Genomic DNA, 22,633 nt, shown 5'->3' on the forward strand with positions numbered 1-22,633 from the left:
GGCTTGACAGTCACGGCTTTGCTGTATGGGATGAGTTCGCTTATGTTTGAGATAAATTTAACAGAATGCCTGAAAACTCCTCTCGTCTGGAGTTGAGTGGATCGCGACAATTTACATCCTGGCTGGCCCAAAAGCACCTGAGCCTAGCCTTCACAACCTATCAAGCCGGAAAGGTATTTTGGATTGGCCTACAGCCCAACGGCCAGCTATCGGTCTTTGAACGCACCTTTGAACGCTGCATGGGCTTAACCGTCCATCACAATAGCCTCTACCTCAGTACGCTCTATCAACTGTGGCGCTTTGAAAATAGCCTCAGTCCTAGCCAAAACTACCAGGGCTACGATGCCGTCTATGTGCCGCAGATGTCCTACATCACCGGTGATTTAGACATCCATGATGTGGTGATGGCTGAAGGCAACCCCCGCCCAGTTTTTGTCAATACGCTGTTTAGTTGCTTAGCAACCGTCAGTGAAACCCATAGCTTTGTCCCCCTCTGGCAACCGCCGTTTATCAGTAAGCTAGCGGCTGAAGATCGCTGTCATCTCAACGGCTTAGCGCTACGGGATGGGCAACCGCGCTATGTGACCAGCGTGAGCCGCAGTGATGTGGCTGATGGCTGGCGCGACCATCGCAGCGATGGCGGTTGCGTCATCGATATTGAGAGTAATGAAATCATCGCGACGGGGCTATCGATGCCCCATTCACCCCGGTGGTATCGCGATCGCCTCTGGCTGTTGAACTCCGGAACTGGCGAGTTTGGCTATGTGGATACCGCAACCGGCCAGTTTGAAGCGGTGACCTTTTGCCCCGGCTATCTGCGTGGCCTGGCATTTGTCGGAGACTTCGCCATTGTGGGGCTGTCAGAACCCCGCCATAACAAGAGTTTTCAAGGCTTGGCGTTAGATGCTGCCCTGGCGAAGAAGGACACCACGCCGCGCTGTGGGATTGGCGTGATAGACCTGCGCAGTGGCGATCTGGTGCATACGTTACGCATTGAAGGGGCCGTTTCAGAACTCTATGACGTGGTGAGCATTCCTAATGTGCAGCGTCCCATGGCGATCGGCATTCGCTCCGATGAAATCCGTCGAGTCATCTCCATGGGAGAGGCGTGACGGAATCTCGGCATCCTGAAGCGGTGGACAGCAAAGCCACTGCTTCAGGATGCCGAGCTAGATGACCAGTGAAATCCGAATAATAAACAGAGAAAAGACATGACGTTCGACCCAATTTTGAACTTGGCTGACCTAGATGGCAGCAGCGGCTTTCGCATCGATGGGGTGGCATTTGACTATTCCGGTTTGTCGGTGAGCGGAGCGGGGGATATCAATGGCGATGGCATTGATGACCTGATTATTGGCGCACCCTATGCCGACAACAACGGCGGATATTCCGGTTCCAGCTATGTGGTGTTTGGGGGGAGTGGGTTTGATGCGACGCTGAATCTTTCCACTTTAGATGGCAGCAACGGCTTTCGCATCGATGGGGCGGAAGGTGACTTTTTCGGTCGTTCGGTGAGCGGAGCGGGGGATATCAATGGCGATGGCATTGATGACCTGATTATTGGCGCTTCCAGTGCCGACTCCAACGGTAGCCGTTCCGGTTCCAGCTATGTGGTGTTTGGTAGTCAGGGTGGGTTTGGTGCGATTCTGAATCTTTCCACTCTCGATGGCAGCAACGGCTTTCGCCTGGATGGGGAGGCAGCAAATGACAATTCCGGTCGTTCGGTGAGCAGAGCGGGGGATATCAATGGCGATGGCTTCGATGACCTGATTATTGGCGCTCCCAATGCCGACCCCAACGGTAGCCGTTCCGGTTCCAGCTATGTGGTGTTTGGTAGTCAGGGTGGGTTTGGTGCGATTCTGAATCTTTCCATTCTAGATGGCAGCAACGGCTTTCGCATCGATGGGGCGGCAGGTGACAATTCCGGTGGTTCGGTGAGCGGAGCGGGGGATATCAATGGCGATGGCTTTGATGACCTGATTATTGGCGCACCCTATGCCGACCCCAACGGCGGCAGTTCCGGTTCTAGCTATGTGGTGTTTGGTAGTCAGGGTGGGTTTGGTGCGATTCTGAATCTTTCCACTCTAGATGGCAGCAGCGGCTTTCGCATCGATGGGGAGGCGGAAGATGACGATTCCGGTGGTTCGGTGAGCGGAGCGGGGGATATCAATGGTGATGGCATTGATGACCTGATTATTGGCGCAGACGGTGCCGACCCCAACGGCGGCAGTTCCGGTTCTAGCTATGTGGTGTTTGGGGGTAGTGGGTTTGGTGCGACGCTGAATCTTTCCACTCTCGATGGCAGCACCGGCTTTCGACTGGATGGGGTAGCGGCAGGTGACGATTCCGGTGTTTCGGTGAGCGGAGCGGGGGATATCAATGGCGATGGCATTGATGACCTGATTATTGGCGCAGACGATGCCGACCCCAACGGCGGCAGTTCCGGTTCTAGCTATGTGGTGTTTGGTCGTCAGGGTGGGTTTGGTGCGATTCTGAACCTTGCCACTCTAGATGGCAGCACCGGCTTTCGACTGGATGGGGAGGCAGCAAATGACAATTCCGGTGTTTCGGTGAGCGGAGCGGGGGATATCAATGGCGATGGCATTGATGACCTGATTATTGGCGCATACGGTGCCGATAACAACGGCGACCGTTCCGGTTCCAACTATGTAGTGTTTGGGCGTCGTGATATCACTATTCCTAGCCCGTTTGACGATATCCTCAGCGGCACAGCAAATGCCGATACAATTCGGGCACTGGGGGGCAATGATGTGGTGCGTGGCTTTGCAGGTAATGACCTCCTCGATGGCGGCCCAGGACGCGATCGCATCTTTGGACAAGACGGTAGCGATACCCTCATCGGCGGTACGGGCAATGACCTCCTCAATGGTGGGGCAGATAACGATCGCATCTTTGGACAAGCCGGTAACGATACCCTCATCGGCGGTACAGGAAATGACCTCCTCAATGGTGGGGCAGATAGCGATCGCATCTTTGGACAAGCCGGTAACAATACCCTCATCGGCGGTACAGGCAATGACCTCCTCAATGGTGGGGCAGATAACGATCGCATCTTTGGACAAGCCGGTAACGATCGCATCTTTGGCGGCAGCGGTCGCGATATCTTACTCGGCGGCAGCGGAAACGATCGCATCGACGGTGGCCCCGGCAACGATGTGATTACCACTGGAGCAGGGCGTAACCTAATCGTCATCCGTCAAAACGACGGCTTCGATCGCGTCACCGACTTCCAAAACAATCAAGACCGTATCGATTTAGTCGGTCTTAGTTTTGGTCAACTGTCCATCGTCCAACAGCGCGATGATGTGCTGATCAGATTGGGCAGTACCAATCTATTGCGATTGGAAAATACCAACCTGTCAGCTATCAACCAAGCTGATTTTGTGTAAAGGATCCATGAATTGAGATCCTCCATCCCCCACTGGATCTTGTCCAGCGGGGGATATCAATAGGTACCGAGATGGAAAGACCCTGAGGTGTAGCTGAATCAGAGAATGCTACTGAGAAATAGAGAGACGAAGGCAAAAACACCGATGACCAAAAGAGCCGTTGCCACAACTAATGCCCCAGAGCGGCGCGAGTAGTAGATATAGTCATCGCGCTGAATATGCTTCAGCTCTCGATGATGTTCGATCGAAGCCGTCAAGATGGCATAGACTCCGACGGCAATAAAAGACAGACTCAAGCCACGCACCAGGTCAGTCGGTTGAAAGCGATCGCTCTGAGTGGATTGTTGAATAGCAGCCACCACTTGGTCAATCCCAAACCCAAAGCCAATGAGAGACAGAGAGGTGCGGATCCAAGCGAGCAGCGTTCGTTCTGCAGCAGCACGACTGCGTTCTTTGGCCAATTCATTAGCCAGGTTGCGGGGCGATTGACCCATCGGTACATGTTTGAAGACTACCGTGGCATTGTATAGCACCCAAAGCGATCGCAAGCTAGTCACCACCTGCTCCTTTAGAGGGATGCCACCAGCTATTGTCGTCTAGATAACATCATTCACAAGATAGAGGTCAAGCTGTCTGAGTAACGGTTAAGTTTTGTACAGGTTCAGTAGCCCCTAGTCATGGATGATCATCAACCCGAGGCAGCGCGGTCAAGGTTGTAAGCCATTACGCCTCCGCGATCCAGGCTAGCCTGCTATGACCGTCCAGATCACATTATGAAAACAAGGTAGTTCTATCGTGAAAACCCGTCACTCATTAACCAAGCGACTCACCGCCGGATTCATCGGATTAGGCGCAGTATTTGCCCTGGCCGCTTGCGGAACCCCCGAAGACACCGCAACTGACACCGCTCCTGGAGATCCAACGGCAACCGAACCTGATATGCCGGCTGAAGACCCAACGGCCAATCAACCTGACATGCCGGCTGAAGACCCTAGCGCAGCAACCTCCAGCAACAGCGTCGTTGATGTAGCTGCCAGCGATGACTCGTTTAGCACCTTGGTGCAAGCTGTTGAAGCAGCAGGCTTGGCTGAGCCCCTTGCAACCGGTGGGCCTTTCACCATCTTTGCTCCCACCAACGAAGCGTTCGAAGCGCTACCCGACGGAACTCTCGAAACCTTGCTTCAACCTGAAAACCAAGATCTCTTAGCTCAAGTTTTGACGTACCATGTGGTTCCCCAGGAAGTCATGGCAGCCGATGTGACTACGGGTGAAGTTCCCACTGTAGCCGGCCCCAGCATCTCAGTTGTGGTGGATGAAGCTTCAGGAGAGGTCATGGTCAATGAAGCCATGGTCACTCAGACAGACATTCAGGCTGATAATGGCGTTATCCATGCCATCGACCAAGTCATTCTCCCACCCGGTTTGGAACTCTAAGTCCGGTCTACGGGCTTGAAGACTGATGAGTAAGGCAATCCTCATGTAATTCAGGCTAAACCAGCGGCTGTAGATCTTCGGATTCTACAGGCTGCTGCCTCACACCCAGTCTTTGGAACTGCTTTTGATTGCCTCGAATATCATCATCTTGCATTGGGTGTTGTCATCAACATCCAATGCAACGTTTGTAAGTGGACTATACTAAGTGGACCATGGCAGTCGCCATTCTGGGAAAGCCTGTCCAGAATCTGTTGCTATTGCTTCTCTTTAATTAGATAGAACATTAGATAGAACCTTTGATTAGCATTAAAATGCTGGGATGCTCCTGATGGCTCAGTACCGTCTGACGCCGTTGTCCTAAGCTGAGAGGCGATCGCTCCCCATAGAATCGCTCCCTGCCCGCGTGTGCTCTGAATCTAGTTAGCCTACGGTTCAGACAGCTTTCACTACTCTAAAACAATATAATGCATAAGTGTTATACTATAGTTCTTAAAGGAATCATCTCCAAGACCCCAGATAGGCTGTCATTACATTAGGTGCGCCCAGTCTAGAGTCTTAGCCTCCACATCTAGGTCATGGGCAATGCTAGTTGCCTTCCTGGGGTGAGCTATCTGCCCAACGTTCTGCTGTGTTTGAGCGCGATCGCTCTTTACTTATACTATGACAACTGCTCAAATCCAATCCCAAGACTGCGGCGTTGCCAAGCTATCTCCAGAGGCGCTTGCTCTCGTATCAGATTTTTTCAAGGTTCTCTCAGAATCCAGTCGTTTGCAGATCGTCTGCTGTCTTCGCAGTGGGCCGCAAAACGTTTCTCAGGTCGTGGAGGCCACCGGTTTAAACCAAGCCAATGTGTCTAAGCATCTCAAGATTCTTACTCAGGCTGGCGTCGTGTCACGACAGCAGCAAGGCGTCTGTGCAATTTACCAAATCTCTAACGGATTAGTTTTTGAACTCTGTGAACGGGTTTGTGATGCCCTATCCAACCAAATTCAGCAGCAAGCTGAGCACCTTCAGCAATTAAACCTGGTTCGCAGTGAGCGGTAGCTTGCCTAGCGCACCTTCAAAAAGCGTTTTCCTGAGGGCATCGATGATGGAACCCTCACCTTCAGTCCCTATCTCTCATCGTAAAAGAAGGATGTTAATGGCTCATCCCCTTTCCCCCTAGGGGATGACGAGCATACCTTGAGCGGGGGATACGCTCTCTTTTCTAAGGGGAAATACGGCCCGTCATCTCACCCAAACACTAGATTCAAGAATCGATTCAGCAGTTTGTCACATTTCTTTACTGATTTTCATCCCTCTTGGATAGTCATCTCTAGATCCAGGTGCTAGTATGTTGAGTGAGAATAAGGATTCGGCTGAAGTGTTTGTTTTTGATAGTGACAAATTTTTCACGTTTTGCATTGGCAGACTTCTCTCCGAAATTTCAATCTCTGCACACCTCTATCTAAGTTTTGGAGACATTTCATGTCAATTTACGTTGGTAACCTCTCCTATGATGTTACAGAAGCAGACCTAACATCCATTTTTGCAGAGTATGGTTCCGTGAAGCGGGTTCAACTACCTACTGATCGTGAAACCGGACGGATGCGTGGTTTTGGATTTGTTGAAATGAGCGCAGAATCTGAAGAAAGCGCTGCCATCGACGCCCTAGACGGCGCAGAATGGATGGGACGCGACCTTAAGGTTAACAAAGCTAAGCCTCGTGAAGACCGTGGCGGCGCTGGCGGTGGACGTCGCAACAACAACTTCTCTCGCGGTCGCTACTAAGGTCTAACCTAGCTCAAGATGTACCGTGGATAGACCCCGGCTTATGGTCGTAGGTTCTCGATCCACCGTTACCTGAGTTTGGGTTTGAATATCTGATGGAAGAGGTTTCAGGCATCGCTGCTTGGAACCTCTTTATTATTGGAGGTTGAAGGGATTGGCTGGGTGCATCATGCTGAAACAGTCTCTGTTGGAAACAAACTACCATGCGTGTCTTAACGTCTTCTGCCCAGCACCTCGTCTTACAGCTACGTCCTTGGAGCCTTTGGTTCTTTGGAGGAGCATTCATGCTGGTTGGCCTTTTGCCGGGGCTTTTGCTAGCTGAAGTTTCAACCCTCGAATGTCGCCGTACTGAACAACCACCAAGCTGTGAGCTAAGCCGCTCCGGTCTAGTCAAAGACGATCGCGATGTTATTCCTTTAGATCAATTTCAAGGGGTAGAGGTACAAGAAAGCCGCAGCGATGGCAGTTCTACCTACCGCGTTGTCCTCCTCACATCAGAGGGCGATCGCCCCTTAACGGGCTACTCCAGCTCGGGTTATGCAGGAAAAGAACGCCTAGCTCGCCAAATTGATGCCTTCTTAAACGATTCCAGTCAACCCCAGCTCGTTATTCAGCAGGATAGTCGATGGCTAGGCTATCTTTTCACGTTAATCTTTAGCGGCTCTGGATTGGTGGTGGCCTGCGTCATGGGCAACGTTGTGACCTGTGAGTTTGACAAACTTGGCCAGTCTTTTAAGCTCACACGCCAAGGATTGTGGGGTCGTAAAACTATCCAGCATCCCCTCCATCATATTCAGACGGTTCATCTAGAAACCTCGCGCAGCAATAAAGGGAGAACAACCTATCGGGTGGCTCTGGGTCTCAAGAATGGCGATCGCCTGCCCATCACCACCTACTACAGCTCGGGTCGTAAGGATAAACAAAAAACCGCCGATCAGATTTCTGAATTCTTAGATGTGACGACCTCCACACCCCTGTCTCTCTGAAACCTAGGGTGTGTCATCAATTAGGTAACCTGTGATCAGGAGTGGTAAATTGTGATCAGGAATATTTATGCATCAGTTCTGTTTTGGCAGAACCGGCCCGGCCGCAACAGCCTCAGGATGCCTCTATCATTCTGCAAAAGGTCACCTTCCTCTACAGGGAAGATCATCCAGCACGGCAAGATGTTTCGCTGACCATTCCGGTGAGTAAAGTCACTGCTTAATCTCAAACTAAGGGGCTACCCCTTACTCGGTCTCCGCTGAAGCGAATCCTTTGAGAAACTCCTCATGGCACCCAACCCGCCGCTGCACCAGACATGCCTCAAAGTTTTAGCTGCCATTGGGCCGCTAAGCTGGCTCCTGCTGGGGCTGTATCTGCTGACCTTAGGGCAACAGATGTGGGTGGGGTTAGTTGCCTTCTACTACAGCTTGCCAGCCATTTTGATCATCCACATCATTGCGCCGTTGGGGCTACTCTGGCTGACCCGCCACAGTCATCCCTTAGCCCGCCGTGGATGGGTATGCTGGAGCCTGATCTATTACGTGGCAGTACCTGGACTCATAGTGGGGCTATCAATCTGGTTTCAGGGGCTCACCGGAACCCTAGAGTTAATAGCCCGTCTCTTGCGGGAAATTCGCTTCCAGCTAGGCAGGTCAGGCTGGAGAACTTAACGCCTGGATGAGCGGTCAGGAGATTATGCCATTGTCAATAAGAAATAGTTACCGTGTGGTGAATATCGGCAATCTAGAGGTTCGGGATGATGAGCTGGTGCAGATTCGGGGACGTGTGGTTAACGTTCGAGACGATGAATTCCTTCTGCATCTATTTTTCCGTATCTATCGCTCTAGATCTATCGCTCCAGACTGCCCAGAGATCTGGAGAGAGGCAGTCATAATCTGGTCATGATCCATCTCTATAGTGAAAGGCATCTTGATAGAGATGGAGTAATCGCAAGATGTTGACAAGCATTGGTGACCTGAGGGTTCAAGACGACGTGCTGGTGCGAATTCGGGGACGTGTAGTTAACGTCCGAGATGATGAATTTCTCCTGCGCGATCGCACGGGTTCCGTTTGGGTGGATGCCAGACGGCGGGTCAACCTACGAGTGGGCGAACGGGTCACGGTTGTAGGTGACTTTGATGACAACGACTTTGATGCCCGGCGAATCATCAGAGTTGGTGGATCAAATCCTAACAATCCCGTGAATCCTAATCCTCCCAATCGTCCGGGCCCTATCCCCAGGGTAAATATCGGTAACCTAGAGGTTCGGGATGATGAGCTGGTGCGGATTCGGGGACGGGTCGTTAGAGTCCGAGATGATGAATTCTTCCTGCGCGATCGCACAGGTTCCGTTTGGGTGGATGCCAGACGGCGGGTTAACCTACGAGTGGGCGAACAGGTCACGGTTGTAGGTGACTTTGATGACAACGATTTTGACGCCCGTCGAATTATTCGTAATCAGCCCCGGAATCGATCTATGGCACGCAGCAGTGCTTCCGATTCAGGTGTAGGTACCGATGGCAAGGATGGATTGACTGGCACCAGTGGGCGGGATAGTCTGCACGGACAACGGAGTCGTGATCGCTTAGTGGGCGGCAGCGATCGCCTCACGGGTGGTGGCAGCGATCGCTTTGTCTATTCGTCAATTCAAGATGCTGGAGACAGAATCACAAACTTTAATCCGGTCAACGATCGCCTAGATCTACGGCAAATCTTTAGACAGCCTCAGTACGCCAGCCAGGATCCATTCTCAGACTATCTGGACTTACAGCAAACGAGTCGTGGAACCGCTGTACGCATTGACCCCGATGGTGATGTAGGCAATGCCAGCTTCATAACGCTGACAACGTTGACAGGGGTTAATCGCAACCAACTGAATGCCAGCCAGTTCCAGGTTTAGTTGGCTTAGCGACAGTGAACCTTTGCTTGAATACCTGTTAAATCATCTAACCTAGGAGACTATTATGTATCGTCTTGGAATCGCTGCGATCGCTGGACTTTGCTCGATGATTGCTTTACCGTATGTCAGCTACGCTCAAGTGACCCATACCGGCATTGTAGAACGGGTATGGGAAGATGGATTTCGTCTCAATACCGGCGATCGCTCTGTGACGGTGGATTCCTGGGATTTGTATGGCGACCATACCCCCCGTCATATTTCTGTGGGCGATCGCATCACCATTACCGGCGAAGTATCGGGACGTGACTTTGACGCATTTTCTATCACTGTTGTAGAAGCCTTCCAATCCGGTCAGGACGTGGCCGCCGCTGTTCCTGGAGGATCATCTGGGCAGACCGTACTGACTGGAACCGTAGAACGGGTATGGGAAGATGGATTTCGTCTCAATACCGGCGATCGCTCTGTGACGGTGGATTCCTGGGATCTCTATGGCGACCATACCCCCCGCCATGTTTCTGTGGGCGATCGCATCACCATCTCAGGGGAGTTCTCCGGTCGCGATTTTGATGCATTTTCTATCGCGGGTTCAGAAGCTTCCCAATCCAGACACGATATGACAGCGCTCGCCACCTTTCTGGGAGAATCCTCTGGGCAGACCGTACTGACTGGAACCGTAGAACGGGTATGGGAAGACGGGTTTCGCCTCAATACCGGCGATCGCTCTGTGACGGTGGATTCCTGGGATTTGTATGGCGACCATACCCCCCGCCATGTTTCTGTGGGCGATCGCATTACCATCTCAGGGGAGTTCTCTGGGCGTGATTTCGACGCCATCAGCGTCATTACAGTCAATTGACACGCTGTTTTTGATCATCGATCATTAAAGTATTCGCCATTGTCCCGACCTATGAGAATCTTGCTAGTTGAAGATGATCCGGATCAACTTGAGCCACTACAGGAAGCTCTTACTCGGTCGGGGCATGTTGTGGATGGCGTTGAAGATGGCACTACGGCCCGCTGGTTGATTGGCGAAAAAGACTATGATTTGCTGATTCTCGACTGGATGTTGCCAGGAGAAGATGGCATTGAACTATGTCAACACTATCGCCAGACCGGATACGCTGCCCCAGTCCTCATTCTCACAGCAAAAGATACAACAGCAGACAAGGTCATGGGTTTAGATGCCGGTGCGGATGACTATCTAGTCAAGCCTATAGACCTCGATGAACTCCTGGCCCGAGTTCGAGCCCTGCGGCGGCGATCGCCACTTTGGCAGGGCGATCGCCTCATGGTTGGCGCGCTGCACCTCAATCTTGACACCATGCAACTCCAGCACAAAGACGACTCTCTAAAGTTGAGCAGTCGCGACTTTCAACTGCTGGAATATATGATGCGTCATCCTCACCAAGTCTTAACCCGTGATCAGTTGGAACAGGCCTTGTGGGAGTGGGGAGACGAGCCAGAGAGTAATGCTGTAGCAGCCCGGATCAAGCGTCTGCGGCAACGCTTGCGTGATCTTGGCCTTGATACTTGGATCCATACCATTTATGGTGCTGGCTATCGCCTAGAACCCCCATCCCATGACCACGACTGTCCCGATGCTACATCTCGCTAAACCCGTCCATCAGTATTGGCAAAACCTCCCCATCCGCGTAAAAGGCATCGTCATTATTGCCATCCCGGTCACGTGCCTATTTACCGCATTGGCAGCCTTTGCCTGGCTTAAAGCTAGTCTGGTTGAAGATGAAAACTGGGTTCAACATACCCAAACGGTACGCATCGAAACCAAGCAACTCTTAAATGCACTCCTGGATGCAGAAACGGGCGTGCGGGGGTATGGGTTAACCCAGCGGGATGAGTTTTTAGCCCCCTACGGCAGTGCATTGGAGGTGATTCCCTCCTCACTGCAGCGGCTAGAGGCGCTGGTGCAGGATAATCCTCAACAAGTGGCTCGGCTGGACTATATTCAGGAGCTGATTGCCGAAAATTTAGACATCTTTGAACGCAAGATGATTCTCCAGCGTAATTTGACCCGCATTCAAGGGCAGGCGGATGTCCTTGTACCCGCAGCCTCGCTCTATGACTGGCTGGAAGAGGGACGCGCCACCATGGATGAAGCTCGTCTCGCCATTGATCGCTTTGCCCAGACGGAAGAAGACTTGCTGATGGAGCGCAGTCAACACCAAGACCTCTATCGCCAAATCACTTGGATCGTTCTTTGTATTTCTGGTGTTTTGGGTACCTTGGGAGCGTTGGTAGCTGTGCATCTATTCTCCCATTTGGAACAAGAGTTAGCCGATCGGGAATATCACCTACGGGAAACCAATCAACGCCTAGAAACGGCCTGTGACCAACTCCAGCGCTTTACGGCCAATGCATCCCACGAACTGCGGGCACCTCTAGCAGCCGTGCTTAGCAATGCTCAGGTTGGTCTGATGGCGCTTGATGAGCCGGAGGGAGAGGCGATCGCTCTTCGAGGGAAGCTTGAAAAGATTGTGACCCTCACAAAACACATGAGCACCTTGGTGGGAGACCTCCTATTTCTTGCCCGCCACAGTGGCCTACTCTCTGACGACACCCTCAAGCCAGTTTGCCTGAATGACCTGCTCAACCACCTGCTTCAGGACTGGATACCTCAAGCTAGAGCGTCTCAGCTACAGTTAACGGGGCATATTCCCCAAGATCATCTATCCATTCAAGCTGATGCCAACTTGCTCAAGCAAGCGATCGCCAACTTGCTGAGTAATGCCTGTCGCTATACGGCGGCTGGCGGATCGATTCAACTCAGCGCCTATGCTACATCCACACAGGTGACTATCCAGGTATCAGATACGGGAATAGGCATCCCATCGAAAGCACTTCCCCACATTTTTGAGCGATTTTATCGTGTGGATACCAAGCGGTCTAAAACATCGGGAGGCTTTGGGCTTGGGTTAGCGATCGCTCAGCAAATTATTTATGCCCACCACGGCACCCTTGATGTCACAAGCCACCTCGGACAAGGCTCAGTTTTTACCATTACGCTTCCGTTGGCGACGATGCTATCAGAGGCTGTCATGATTGCGTCATAGTTTGTTGCTACATTCAGCACTATCACAGCAAGATTCAGAATGATACCTGTTTTGGTGTGTGCATGATCTCTTTCTGTAGCAGCCATGAAACTACTCGTAACGACTCTACTCACCTCAACATTACTAGGATTAGCAGTTCCCCCAGTACGCGCCGAGATTCCCTTGGAGGATCGGCAGCCATCTCCCGTACTGCAAGCCCAAACTCCTATTGGTGAACTCCGGCGCACGTCAAACATCACCATCTCTGGAGATATTCATAGCGTTGTTGGCAACGAGTTTATCCTAGACGACGGCACCGGCCAAATTATTGTCGATGCTGGCCCACGCTGGTACCATCAGCTTGACCTGAGGGTCGGAGAGCGTGTGACCGTTGTCGGTGAATACGATGACTATGACTTTGATGCCTATCAAATTACCCGCAGTTCCGGCGACGTGATTCGGATCCGTGAAGCCGATGGCCCGCCACCTTGGGCAGGTGGGCCGCAGCGGAGAAATCGCTTCTAGACGTCAGCAGATGAACAACGCAGACCTAAGATCTTAGCCGAACTTGTGGGTTCAATCGGCTCAGGGTGGGGCATACGCCCGTCGCACATATGTTCAGTAAGCTCTATGCCCATGAGTCCCCACCCTCCAACGCATCAAGACAGTTTCCCCCCACCTAGCTCTAGGTGCAGATCGTTGGCTGCATCGGCCAACCGATACCTTGGGGATGACTAAGCATTCCCCAACGCAGCTTCAATGTCTGAGAGGGTGCTGCGTAGGGCTTCCTGCAATTGCTCAAGGTGCGATCGCTCAAGCTGATTCATGTCAAGTTTTTCTACGTTGCGAATTAATCCTTCAACCTGCCGCTGAGTTGGGCTGGGCTTGGAGATTTTGGTATGACGACTGATTTCCTCCGCCACCAATTTACGCACCTGCGCCACGGAGAGTTTATTGGTGATCACCTGCTTCAAAAGTCTGGCCCGGGCCCGTTTGATCACATCTTTTTGAATATTTGGATTCTTGTCGAGCAAGTTTTTAGCCGACAGGCGCTGCAGGGCCAGGGCGTGCATTCCGCCTAAACCTTGTTCTCGAATCGCCTGTTTTAGATCATCCAAGAGACCCAACATTGGGAAAATGTTGGCGCTCACGGACGCTGGATGAAGCTGCAACCCCAACAAAATTTGGAGGACGTTTTTCTCCGTTGCATCTAATTCAAACCGATCAATCGATTCCCGTTGCTGCTCTGAGGAAGCCAAGACTAAGTCACCCAGGGTAGGCAGGTGTCCATGGCGCTCTAGGCGGCGCACCGTCGTGCGTAAAAGACGTGGGATGTCCGCCTCCTTAAGGCTAACCTGGTGAGATATTTCACGGACTAGCGCTTCGGCAGTATCGAGGGCATTTAAGTTTTCGCGGTGCAAGTTGGCCAGCAGCACCCGGCGGTGCAACAGTTCTGGCTCAGGAATGACCACCGCTTTCAGAGTTTGCCAGCCCAAGCGTCGTGCGCCGCGCCACCGCCGTTCTCCGTCAAACAGCAGGTATCGATTAGGTTTCTGCTCCATCAAGATGATCGGTTCCTGTTGCCCATCAGAATGGAGGGATTGGGCGATCGCCTGAATGCTTTCTTCCGTGAACGTTTGCCGGGGCTGATCAGGGTTAGGGCTGACTAAAGCTAGGGAAACCTCCAGCACTCCGCCCTCGGCAAGTTGTTCTCGCAGCTCTTGAAGTTTCGCCTCTAGCTCCTGAGATCCGCTTGTCCGAAGCTGCTGAATTTCGCTTTGCAGGTCTAGTACCTGGGCTTCTAGCTCATGCACTTCTTGAGAATATTCAGCACCGGAAAACAAATTAGAGAGATCAATGCCAACTCTAGTCATGGGTGTTCCTCAGTTCTTCACAAATTTGCTTCACGATCGGATCAAAATCGGCACAGGCAGGGTGACCAGGACGATACATCTGTAGGGGTTGCCCCTTGGCGCTGGCATTCTTGAATTCTGATGAAAATCGAATGGGGGAAAAGCAGCGGATATTCAGTTTTTCAAGCTGTGGGGCAAGTTGCCCGAGGATATTGCGGTGGATGGCGAGCCGCTGATCATATTGATTGGGGACAAACCCTAGGAGCTTCGGTTCAGGGCTCAAGCGCAGGCGGCGGAAGTTGCCATAAAACCACTCCAGCAATTTGCCAGCTCCATCGGCTGATTTGGGCTCTACCTGCATGGGGACGAGTAGATGAGTGCAGGCCGACAGAGCAATGAGTGGTAATGGCCCCAGGGTGGCCGGACAGTCAAAAATAATCACGTCTTGGGGCAAGGGATAGTCTTGCAGGCGATCGCCTAGAAGGTAGGCACCGCGCTCATGGAGTACGAGTTCACTGGTGGTTTTCACCAGACCCATTTCTCCCTGACAGGCCATGACGGTATCTAGCTTGTCATGCCAAATCGGCACGAGGGGCCAGTCGCCAGAAAAGCCTTCCTGCAAAACGGACGCGATGGTGTCTTGAATTCGAGGGCGAGATAGACCGCAAAATAGGCTGACCGATCCCTGGGGATCCAGATCCATCAGCGCAACCTTGAAACCCCGACGTCCCAGCAAGTAGGCAAGATGGGTGGCGAGGGTCGTTTTACCGCTGCCTCCGGCATTGGAAAGTAGTGCTAATCGAAGTTGCATACGAAATGAGATGTCACCAATTATGTAAACAACAATGGGTCACAAAAGACAAAACACATCTGAAGCGGCTAAGAGAGACAGTCCATGAAGGTAGGGTCAAGGTAGATGCTCTCGGGCACTGTTCTAGAGAATGATCTAAAGGCATATGGGGGAGGCATGACAGCTAGTCCCAACAGTGGGTCGGAAAATGCCTAGGATGCGATCGCTGAGGATGACGAGGGAAGCAGCTTAGTCAGGCAGCCGTCGATCGATCCTGAGTAGTTCCCAGACATCCATAACTTGGGAGGTCATGAAGGCTGGGCATGATAGAAACCTATGGGATCGAGCTAGGGCGATCGCTTGTGTTGTGAAACCTTCAGCCAATTTGAATACTTGATAGGTACCTAGGTCATTGTGGAATAACGTTATCCCACAGGTGTACTGCTTGACTCTGGCGCTAGCACGCTTGCCTTGCCTAGACTTGGGTGTGGAATAACGTTATTCCACAGGTGTACTGCTTGACTCTGGTCTTAGCACCCTCGTTTTGCCTAAGACTGGGTGTGGAATAACGTTATCCCACAGGTCAGCAGCCCCGACTGCTTTTTGCCGTTCATCATCCTCAGGCAATTGTCCGCGATCCAGTCCATGAGACAGAGTAGATGTGGAATAACGTTATCCCACACTCGTCCAGCTCGTTCGACAGAGCAGATGTGGAATAATGTTATCCCACATTCGCAGGATATGGAACATCCGTTCCTAGAAATATCAAAAAGTTGTCAACATCTGCCGTTAAACAGCTCTAAAAAAGATCCGCAGCACGTCTTCAATCCGCTCACCCCAAGACTCTTCCGTATGCTGCCCCCAGGGATCTTCCACCACAAACAAATTTTCCTGCTGGCGATAGCCAAAGCGATGCATGAGCAGATCTCGCATTTCCCGTCCTCGGGCCGTGGCGCGCTCCTCAATCCATGCATTATGGTCGCCACCATCCCGCACTAGCCCCCAGTCGAGATAGATCCGCAGGCGGCGATCGCGCAGGGTAGGTTCCGCCTCAAAGAGTAGCGACGACGACGCCACCTCACCAAAGAAATGGTCATCAGCACCCATCAAGAATGGCTCGGTTGCTGAATCTAGACCAACCCAAAAGGATGGTGAAAAAGCAGCCACATTGCCAAACTGCTGGGGATACTTAGCTGCCGTATAGAAAGCAGCTAGACCGCCATGGCTGGCTCCAGCGATCAGGGTATTAGCTGGATCGGATTGCGTACGGTAGTTAGTATCCACAAAATCTTTGACCGATTGGGCTAGGTAGGCAGCATAGTCACCTAGCCCTCCCCATTCGCGCTGCCACATGGGTGCATGGGTATATTCATAGTCTCGGCGCGTGGGGCAGACAGCTACCACCATCAAACGCTGAATTTGATGACTTAAATAAAGCCGCGTTAGGGTCTTGCCCAAGTGCCAACATTTGCCGTAGGCCCCACCCGGAAAAAAGATCGTATCGCCGTCGTTGAGATACAGCACCGGATAGGAGCGATCGCTCACCGGGTAGTCACGGGGCAGGAATATATGCAGCTTTCGGGGTGTAGGCATTGGCCCATCGACCTGAAACTGTTCGTAGGTGTGGAAAAAGCCACCCCAAAATCCAGGGTCATGGAGCCACCCCTCTTGTCCTCCTCGCACAAATGATTCTGCCATAGTCTTGAAAAAGTAAGGGGCGATCGCAAAGCAGGAACAGATCACGGATACACCTGGTGGGGAGAGGTAGCCATCTCCCAGGCGATCAACAGTTACCGTAAGTCCTTTGCATGGAATAGGTTGGAATCTAAGGTGGTTCACACATAAGCTGCCTACGCATGAGAAGCCTACGCATGAGAAGCTTATGCAGGTGTAGCTGCATAGACAGGTTACACAATAGATAGGCTACACAATAGACAAGCTACCCATCAGATTCTTCACCTCAGTATAGAAGGTTCCTACACCGTCTCATATTGTACGGTGGACAGGACGAATACACCGGTTGATCATGGCTAGCGGCTAGCTGATCTTAGCTATACCGAGCTAGCCTGTACCTCAATCGGAGTCCTGGTCAACCTCCCCTCTCTTGAAGCATTCATGTCATGATCATGAGTAGATGAGCATTCATACTGCCCACCCAACGCAGTAACTCGAATGCAGTAACTCGAACACAGTAACTCGAACACAGTATTAGTTGAGGACAACCCATGGTTGCAAGTGCTGATAAGTCTGTTGATTTAGCCAAGCTAGATGTGGAGTCGCTATGGCATCCCCTAGCCCAGCACCAGCAGTTTCCCCAGACGCCTCCTAAGTGCATCAAAAAAGGGATCGGCAGCCGTATCACCGATACAACTGGACAAGAGTATTTAGATGGTATTGCCGGATTATGGTGTGTCAACGTGGGCTATGGGCGGCAGGAGCTGGCCCAAGTCGCCTATGACCAAATGCTCGATCTGGCCTACTATCCCCTCACCATGAGCCATGAGCCGGGCATCATGCTGGCTCATAAGCTACTCGACTTATTGGGCTATGCGGGCAAGGTCTTTTTCGCCACGAGTGGATCGGAGGCCAATGAAACAGCCTTCAAAATTGCCCGCCAGTATCACGCCCAAACGGCTAAGCCTGGAGCTGGGCCACGCTATAAAATCATTTCTCGCTATCGGGGCTACCATGGCCACACGATGGGAGCCCTCAGCGCCACAGCCCAGGCCGAACGTAAACTCAAGTTTGAACCCTTAGTGCCTGGCTTCCTCCATGTCAGCCCACCCTACTTTTATCGCCATGGAGAAGGGCGATCGCTTGAGGATTACACCCATAGCCTCATCCAAGAGCTGAGCTATACGGTGCAGTATGAGGGCGCAGATAGTATTGCCGCGATTATTGTTGAGCCCATTATTTCCGGCGGCGGGGTGATTGTGCCGCCAGCCGATTACTTGCGCCGGGTGCGCCAGTTGTGTGACCAGTACGGTATTTTGCTGATCTACGATGAGGTGGTTAACGGCTTTGGACGCACCGGCAAAATGTTTGGCTATCAGCATTGGGGCGTCGAGCCTGACATCATTAACTTTGCCAAAGGCATTACCAGCGGCTACATGCCCCTAGCTGCAACCGTCGTCAAGCAGCATATTTTTGAAGCCTTTTTGGATGCCCCTGGCACCGACTCCCATTTTCGTCATATCAGTACCTACGGTGGCAGTCCCGTCTGCGCAGCGGTGGCCAATCGCAATATTGAGATCATTGAGCGGGAGGGTCTAGCCGATCGGGCTGCGGAGGTTGGCGACTACCTACAGTCTCGCCTGAAGGAATCGCTGAATTACCCGATTGTGGGAGAGGTGCGCGGTCAGGGATTACTCATTGGTATTGAACTGGTTGCCGATCCGGACACGAAAGAGCCCCTAGAGAGCGATCGCATGGCAGCCATTCTGCGCTACTGCTTAGAGCATCATGTGATTATTGGCCGTAACACGAACACGATTCCTGGGTTTACCAATGTGCTAATTTTGGCTCCTCCCTTGGTGCTTGCTGTTGAGGAAGCTGATGAATTGGTATCGGTGTTGTCTGAAGCGATCGCCCTGGTCTCTAGTTCATAGAGGCTGTTTTGTAGGGTGTCAGAATAATGCGCGTTGCGTCCCTAACCTGGGGCGATCGCTAACTCAGTTGGGACAACAGCTATGGATCGAGCTGGGAGTCTAATCGCAGGCGATCGCCCTAGATCTTGAGAAGCAGGGACAACAGCAGAGCCCACCCAGCCGATTTGAGCCAAGATGGGTATAGCACAAACAAAGGGCGAGGAGATGAACCTCCTCGCCCTAAATTAATGCTGAGAATGATGCTGAGAGCTACATGGCAAAGATGCGCTCTAGCTTGAGACGTCAGCTCTTAGCCAACAAACGCCGCCCGTGGTTCAGACACGCCAGCAGAGGTTGTGCCCTTGAGGTAGGCCAACATGGTGTCAGCGTCAGACACTTCGAAAGGATCCAGCGGACAGTTGTCTTCGAAGTTAGGTTCAATGAAGATCTTCTCAATCTTGCCGTCATTGACCAACATCGAGTAGCGCCAAGACCGTAGACCGAAGCCTAGGTTCGACTTGTCTACCAACATGCCCATCTTGCGCGTAAATTCGCCATTGCCATCCGGCAGTAAGAACACATTTTGCGCGCCCTGTTGCTTGCCCCACTGGAACATGACAAACGCATCATTCACAGAGATACATACGATTTGGTCAATGCCTTGAGCCTTAAACTCATCGTAGAGTTCTTCGTAGCGAGGCAGGTGGTTAGACGAGCAGGTAGGCGTGAAGGCTCCAGGCAGGGAGAATACAACCACTCGCTTGCCGCTGAAGACATCGCTGGTGGTGAGATCTTGCCAGCGATAGGGGTTGGGGCCGTCAACAGACTCATCACGGACACGAGTCTTAAACACTACGTCGGGCACACGTTCAATAACTGCCATAGATAACCTCTAGTTCTGCTAATTGCTCTACATTTAGTAGCTCTTAGATTATCCTGAGGATTTCTGTTGTGTAGAAACCTAAAGGATTCATAAGCTCTGTAACTAAGAATAATTCTGATTTAGGAAGAAGTAAATAGTTATAAATACTTAAAAGTTTGCTTTATTGATACATTGCAATCTATCCTGCCTGCTAATATAATAGGAGGATTAATAACCATCCAAAACAATCGAACGTTAACTAAAATCCCGCTGACAACCTTCATACATGACCGGTACGGCAATGCAGGAGCAAGCCAATCAAATCATTCGCACTCTCAAGGACAAAGGTCTAAGGGTGACGCCTCAACGTTTTGCTGTCTACGATAATTTGCTATCCCGCAGCGATCATCCAACCGCCGAGCAAATCTTGACTGACCTGAACCAGGCAGCGCCAATTTCGTCTCAAGCAACGGTCTACAGTGCCCTTCAGGCCCTGCGAGGGGTGGGGCTCGTGCGTGAGGTTTTGTTGGAAGAAGGGGTCTCGCGCTACGACGCAAAAGTAGTGCCCCACCACCATTTCCGCTGTCAACACTGTGGGGCGATCGAAGACATTGCTTGGGAAACCTTCAGCTCTCTTCAGCTTCAATGTCTTCGTCCAGGGCTACAGGTCGATCGCTATGAGGTCACGGTGGAAGGGCGGTGCGATCGCTGTCAAGACACCTCAGATTCTGATCAAGATTCTGATCAAGATCCTGAATAGGTTGTAAATCTGTGCTGTAGGATGCTGTTCGGCATAGCCGCAGCGCACTCGTAAGGCTTTGATGGGGGGCTCTATGCTTTATTCCCATAGCCATGCCAGCGTTGACTACGACATTAACGGCAAGTTTGTAGTCAACAGCCACCTTTGGTCACCGAGGTCTCGACCGACAAGACAGTTATCAGTAGGAAGACGTCATGATGTGCAAGATGTATGGCGACGTTGCTTAAGGGTCAAACCTTATGAGACGAGACGAGACGAGGGTTGAGCGACGTTGAAAGCAGGCAACTTAACTCCATTGAACGGAGTCCACCTACTTACACCACAATTGCTCAACTATCCTGTCAGCCGGCAGAGTAGCCTGTACGTTGATATAGGCCTATGGCATCTCAACCTTGCTGGAACATCTTAGACAATGTGGCTTGTCCTTGATATCCTGTTAGACTTGCCGCATTGATACTATCAGTGCGCAGTCCAGCACATCTTGGGTTTGGCACCCTAGACGGTTTTGTCTTTTCTTCACCTTGCCGTGAACACGACCCCCTATGACCTGACATCAAGTCTTGCTGCCGATCGCCCTAGAATTTTACTCGTGGACGATGAATTAGACAGCATTCGCGCCCTATCTGAATTGTTGATTCAGGAAGGGTATAAGATTCGTCGTGTCACCAATAGTGTGTTTGCTCTGAGATCAGCGTTAACCGATCCCCCGGATCTTGTGCTGCTCGATGTCATGATGCCTGACATGGACGGCTATACTCTCTGCCAGGCCCTGAAGCGATCGCCGGAGACTAGTCATGTGCCGGTTATTTTCATGACTGCCCTGAGCGATATTGCTGACAAGGCCAAAGCCTTTGCTGCGGGCGGAGCAGACTATGTGGTTAAGCCGTTTCAAACCGAAGAAGTGCTGATGCGCGTCAAGCACCAGCTCACCATTGCGGTACAACAGCGCCAGCTTGTGCAGAAAAATCAGCAGCTCGTGCAGGAAATTCAACAGCGTCAGCAAGTTGAGGCCAACCTCAATAGTCTCTTGGACAACGCCACGGAGGGAATTTTTCGCACATCCCTAGAAGGACGGTATCTGAAGACCAATCCTGCCATGGCCGCCATCTACGGCTATGCCTCTCCCAGCGCCCTGTTGGACACCATCATGCCGGTGCATCAACTGTATGTGGATCCCAAACGTTGGGATGAACTTGAGGTGTATGTGCGCTATCACCAGCGGATCACGGATGCGGAATCAGAGGTCTATCGTCAGGATGGGCAGAAAATTTGGGTGAGTGAAACGATTCGGCTGGTCAACAATGAGCAAGGCGAACCGCTGTACTATGAAGGCACGGTTCAGGATGTGAGCGATCGCCGCCAGGCCGAAGTGGAGCTGCGCCATCAGCGAGACAAGGCTGAGCAACTGCTGAATATCATGCTGCCCTATCAGATCGCCCGTACCCTTAAACACCACAATTGCACCATTGCTGAGCACTACAGCAAAGTTACCGTCCTGTTTGCAGACTTGGTCAACTTTACGGAGATGTCGACTCAGCTCCTGCCTAGCGAATTAGTGGGGTTACTCAATCGAATTTTTTCTGGTTTTGATGCCCTTGTGGGGCGATACCAGCTAGAGAAAATTAAAACGATTGGTGATGCCTACATGGTGGCCGGAGGGCTGCCGGAACCTACCGCCGATCATCTCTATCGCATGAGCTCTTTAGCCTTAGACATGCGAGACGCGATCGCCCTTATCCCTACGCCGACAGACACACCCTTGCAAATCCGCATTGGGATGCATACAGGGCCGGTTGTAGCAGGCGTGATTGGCAAAAAGCGTCTCTCCTATGATCTTTGGGGTGATACTGTGAACCTCGCGAGTCGTATGGAATCGACGGGGCAGCCTGGAAAGATTCAGGTTACAGAAGATGTTTATCAAAAGCTGCACCATGAGTTCAGGTTTACACCAAGAGGGGAGGTGGCGGTTAAGGGCAAGGGCAACATTACCACATACTGGTTAGAAGGCAAACAAGCATAATAAAAGATAGAGTCAACGATATGGGTGTTAACTACGAGTCTAGTCAAACAAAGTCTAGTCAAACAAAGTCTAGTCAAACACAACAGTTGCATCAGTTGAGATGAACAGGTTAGACGAACAGTTGCAGATCTGCTTAGGATTGCCACTGTTCTGCCATCCATCAACGCTGAGGATCCGCGCTGAGGATCCGTTAATAGAGGCTGTATAAACACG

Annotated in this window: 21 protein-coding genes; 16 read left to right on the forward strand and 5 right to left on the reverse strand. The window is 51.7% G+C overall.

Annotated elements, in window-relative coordinates:
* Window positions 1–65 precede the first annotated feature (65 nt).
* Both JUJ53_RS23690 and JUJ53_RS23695 read left to right on the forward strand, forming a co-directional pair.
* Window positions 66–1,112 (forward strand): TIGR03032 family protein, encoded by a 1,047-nt coding sequence (locus tag JUJ53_RS23690; protein ID WP_204154527.1) that lies wholly within the window; start codon window positions 66–68, stop codon window positions 1,110–1,112.
* Between the two features lie 99 nt (window positions 1,113–1,211).
* On the forward strand, window positions 1,212–3,410 hold the full coding sequence (locus tag JUJ53_RS23695) for an FG-GAP repeat protein (RefSeq protein WP_204154528.1): 2,199 nt from the start codon (window positions 1,212–1,214) through the stop codon (window positions 3,408–3,410).
* A 98-nt stretch (window positions 3,411–3,508) separates the two neighbouring features.
* Here the strand turns inward: JUJ53_RS23695 and JUJ53_RS23700 are convergent, their stop codons facing one another.
* On the reverse strand, window positions 3,509–3,904 hold the full coding sequence (locus JUJ53_RS23700; protein ID WP_204154552.1) for a DUF202 domain-containing protein: 396 nt from the start codon (window positions 3,902–3,904) through the stop codon (window positions 3,509–3,511).
* 301 nt (window positions 3,905–4,205) lie between these two features.
* Between JUJ53_RS23700 and JUJ53_RS23705 the strand changes: the two genes are divergently transcribed.
* The 11 genes from JUJ53_RS23705 to JUJ53_RS23755 all read left to right on the forward strand — a co-directional run bounded on the left by JUJ53_RS23705 (window position 4,206) and on the right by JUJ53_RS23755 (window position 13,073).
* Window positions 4,206–4,844: a fasciclin domain-containing protein gene (locus JUJ53_RS23705; RefSeq protein ID WP_343328025.1), complete on the forward strand. Its 639-nt coding sequence runs from the start codon at window positions 4,206–4,208 to the stop codon at window positions 4,842–4,844.
* A gap of 660 nt (window positions 4,845–5,504) precedes the next feature.
* Complete coding sequence (locus JUJ53_RS23710) at window positions 5,505–5,888, forward strand: metalloregulator ArsR/SmtB family transcription factor (RefSeq protein ID WP_204154529.1); 384 nt, start codon at window positions 5,505–5,507, stop codon at window positions 5,886–5,888.
* A 423-nt stretch (window positions 5,889–6,311) separates the two neighbouring features.
* Window positions 6,312–6,614: an RNA-binding protein gene (locus JUJ53_RS23715; RefSeq protein WP_204154530.1), complete on the forward strand. Its 303-nt coding sequence runs from the start codon at window positions 6,312–6,314 to the stop codon at window positions 6,612–6,614.
* A 284-nt stretch (window positions 6,615–6,898) separates the two neighbouring features.
* Window positions 6,899–7,600, forward strand: a complete 702-nt coding sequence (locus JUJ53_RS23720) for a hypothetical protein (RefSeq protein ID WP_204154531.1) — start codon at window positions 6,899–6,901, stop codon at window positions 7,598–7,600.
* A gap of 41 nt (window positions 7,601–7,641) precedes the next feature.
* Entirely contained in the window at window positions 7,642–7,821 is a 180-nt protein-coding gene (locus tag JUJ53_RS23725; RefSeq protein WP_204154532.1) for a hypothetical protein, read from the forward strand.
* Window positions 7,822–7,885: 64 nt separating this feature from the next.
* Entirely contained in the window at window positions 7,886–8,269 is a 384-nt protein-coding gene (locus tag JUJ53_RS23730; protein ID WP_204154533.1) for a hypothetical protein, read from the forward strand.
* Window positions 8,270–8,553: 284 nt separating this feature from the next.
* Entirely contained in the window at window positions 8,554–9,498 is a 945-nt protein-coding gene (locus tag JUJ53_RS23735) for a hypothetical protein (RefSeq protein ID WP_204154534.1), read from the forward strand.
* 64 nt (window positions 9,499–9,562) lie between these two features.
* Complete coding sequence (locus JUJ53_RS23740; RefSeq protein WP_204154535.1) at window positions 9,563–10,354, forward strand: hypothetical protein; 792 nt, start codon at window positions 9,563–9,565, stop codon at window positions 10,352–10,354.
* A gap of 51 nt (window positions 10,355–10,405) precedes the next feature.
* On the forward strand, window positions 10,406–11,113 hold the full coding sequence (rppA, locus tag JUJ53_RS23745) for a two-component system response regulator RppA (protein ID WP_204154536.1): 708 nt from the start codon (window positions 10,406–10,408) through the stop codon (window positions 11,111–11,113).
* Entirely contained in the window at window positions 11,079–12,569 is a 1,491-nt protein-coding gene (locus tag JUJ53_RS23750) for a CHASE3 domain-containing protein (RefSeq protein WP_239125323.1), read from the forward strand. Before rppA ends, JUJ53_RS23750 begins: the two co-directional genes overlap by 35 nt.
* Window positions 12,570–12,653: 84 nt before the next feature.
* Window positions 12,654–13,073 (forward strand): DNA-binding protein, encoded by a 420-nt coding sequence (locus JUJ53_RS23755; RefSeq protein WP_204154537.1) that lies wholly within the window; start codon window positions 12,654–12,656, stop codon window positions 13,071–13,073.
* 209 nt (window positions 13,074–13,282) lie between these two features.
* Here JUJ53_RS23755 and JUJ53_RS23760 read toward each other — a convergent pair whose 3' ends face one another.
* From JUJ53_RS23760 to JUJ53_RS23770, 3 genes are all read right to left on the reverse strand, one after another.
* Complete coding sequence (locus tag JUJ53_RS23760; protein ID WP_204154538.1) at window positions 13,283–14,422, reverse strand: ParB/RepB/Spo0J family partition protein; 1,140 nt, start codon at window positions 14,420–14,422, stop codon at window positions 13,283–13,285.
* A complete protein-coding gene (locus tag JUJ53_RS23765; RefSeq protein WP_204154539.1) occupies window positions 14,415–15,212 on the reverse strand; it encodes a ParA family protein in 798 nt (265 codons plus the stop codon). The genes JUJ53_RS23760 and JUJ53_RS23765 overlap by 8 nt, the downstream gene beginning before the upstream one ends.
* 768 nt (window positions 15,213–15,980) lie before the next feature.
* Window positions 15,981–16,889, reverse strand: coding sequence for an alpha/beta hydrolase-fold protein (locus JUJ53_RS23770; RefSeq protein WP_204154540.1), 909 nt, complete (start codon window positions 16,887–16,889; stop codon window positions 15,981–15,983).
* 527 nt (window positions 16,890–17,416) lie between these two features.
* Here JUJ53_RS23770 and JUJ53_RS23775 point away from each other — a divergent pair.
* Window positions 17,417–18,799 carry an aminotransferase gene (locus JUJ53_RS23775; RefSeq protein ID WP_204154541.1) on the forward strand — a complete coding sequence of 461 codons (1,383 nt, stop codon included), beginning with the start codon at window positions 17,417–17,419 and terminating at the stop codon, window positions 18,797–18,799.
* 289 nt (window positions 18,800–19,088) lie between these two features.
* Here the strand turns inward: JUJ53_RS23775 and JUJ53_RS23780 are convergent, their stop codons facing one another.
* Entirely contained in the window at window positions 19,089–19,661 is a 573-nt protein-coding gene (locus JUJ53_RS23780; RefSeq protein ID WP_204154542.1) for a peroxiredoxin, read from the reverse strand.
* 280 nt (window positions 19,662–19,941) lie between these two features.
* Here JUJ53_RS23780 and JUJ53_RS23785 point away from each other — a divergent pair, with 280 nt between their 5' ends.
* Both JUJ53_RS23785 and JUJ53_RS23790 read left to right on the forward strand, forming a co-directional pair.
* A complete protein-coding gene (locus JUJ53_RS23785; RefSeq protein ID WP_204154555.1) occupies window positions 19,942–20,400 on the forward strand; it encodes a Fur family transcriptional regulator in 459 nt (152 codons plus the stop codon).
* A gap of 526 nt (window positions 20,401–20,926) precedes the next feature.
* Entirely contained in the window at window positions 20,927–22,420 is a 1,494-nt protein-coding gene (locus JUJ53_RS23790) for an adenylate/guanylate cyclase domain-containing protein (RefSeq protein WP_204154543.1), read from the forward strand.
* The last annotated feature ends 213 nt before the right edge of the window (window positions 22,421–22,633 follow it).

It is taken from the genome of Leptolyngbya sp. CCY15150, assembly GCF_016888135.1.
GTDB lineage: Bacteria > Cyanobacteriota > Cyanobacteriia > RECH01 > RECH01 > RECH01.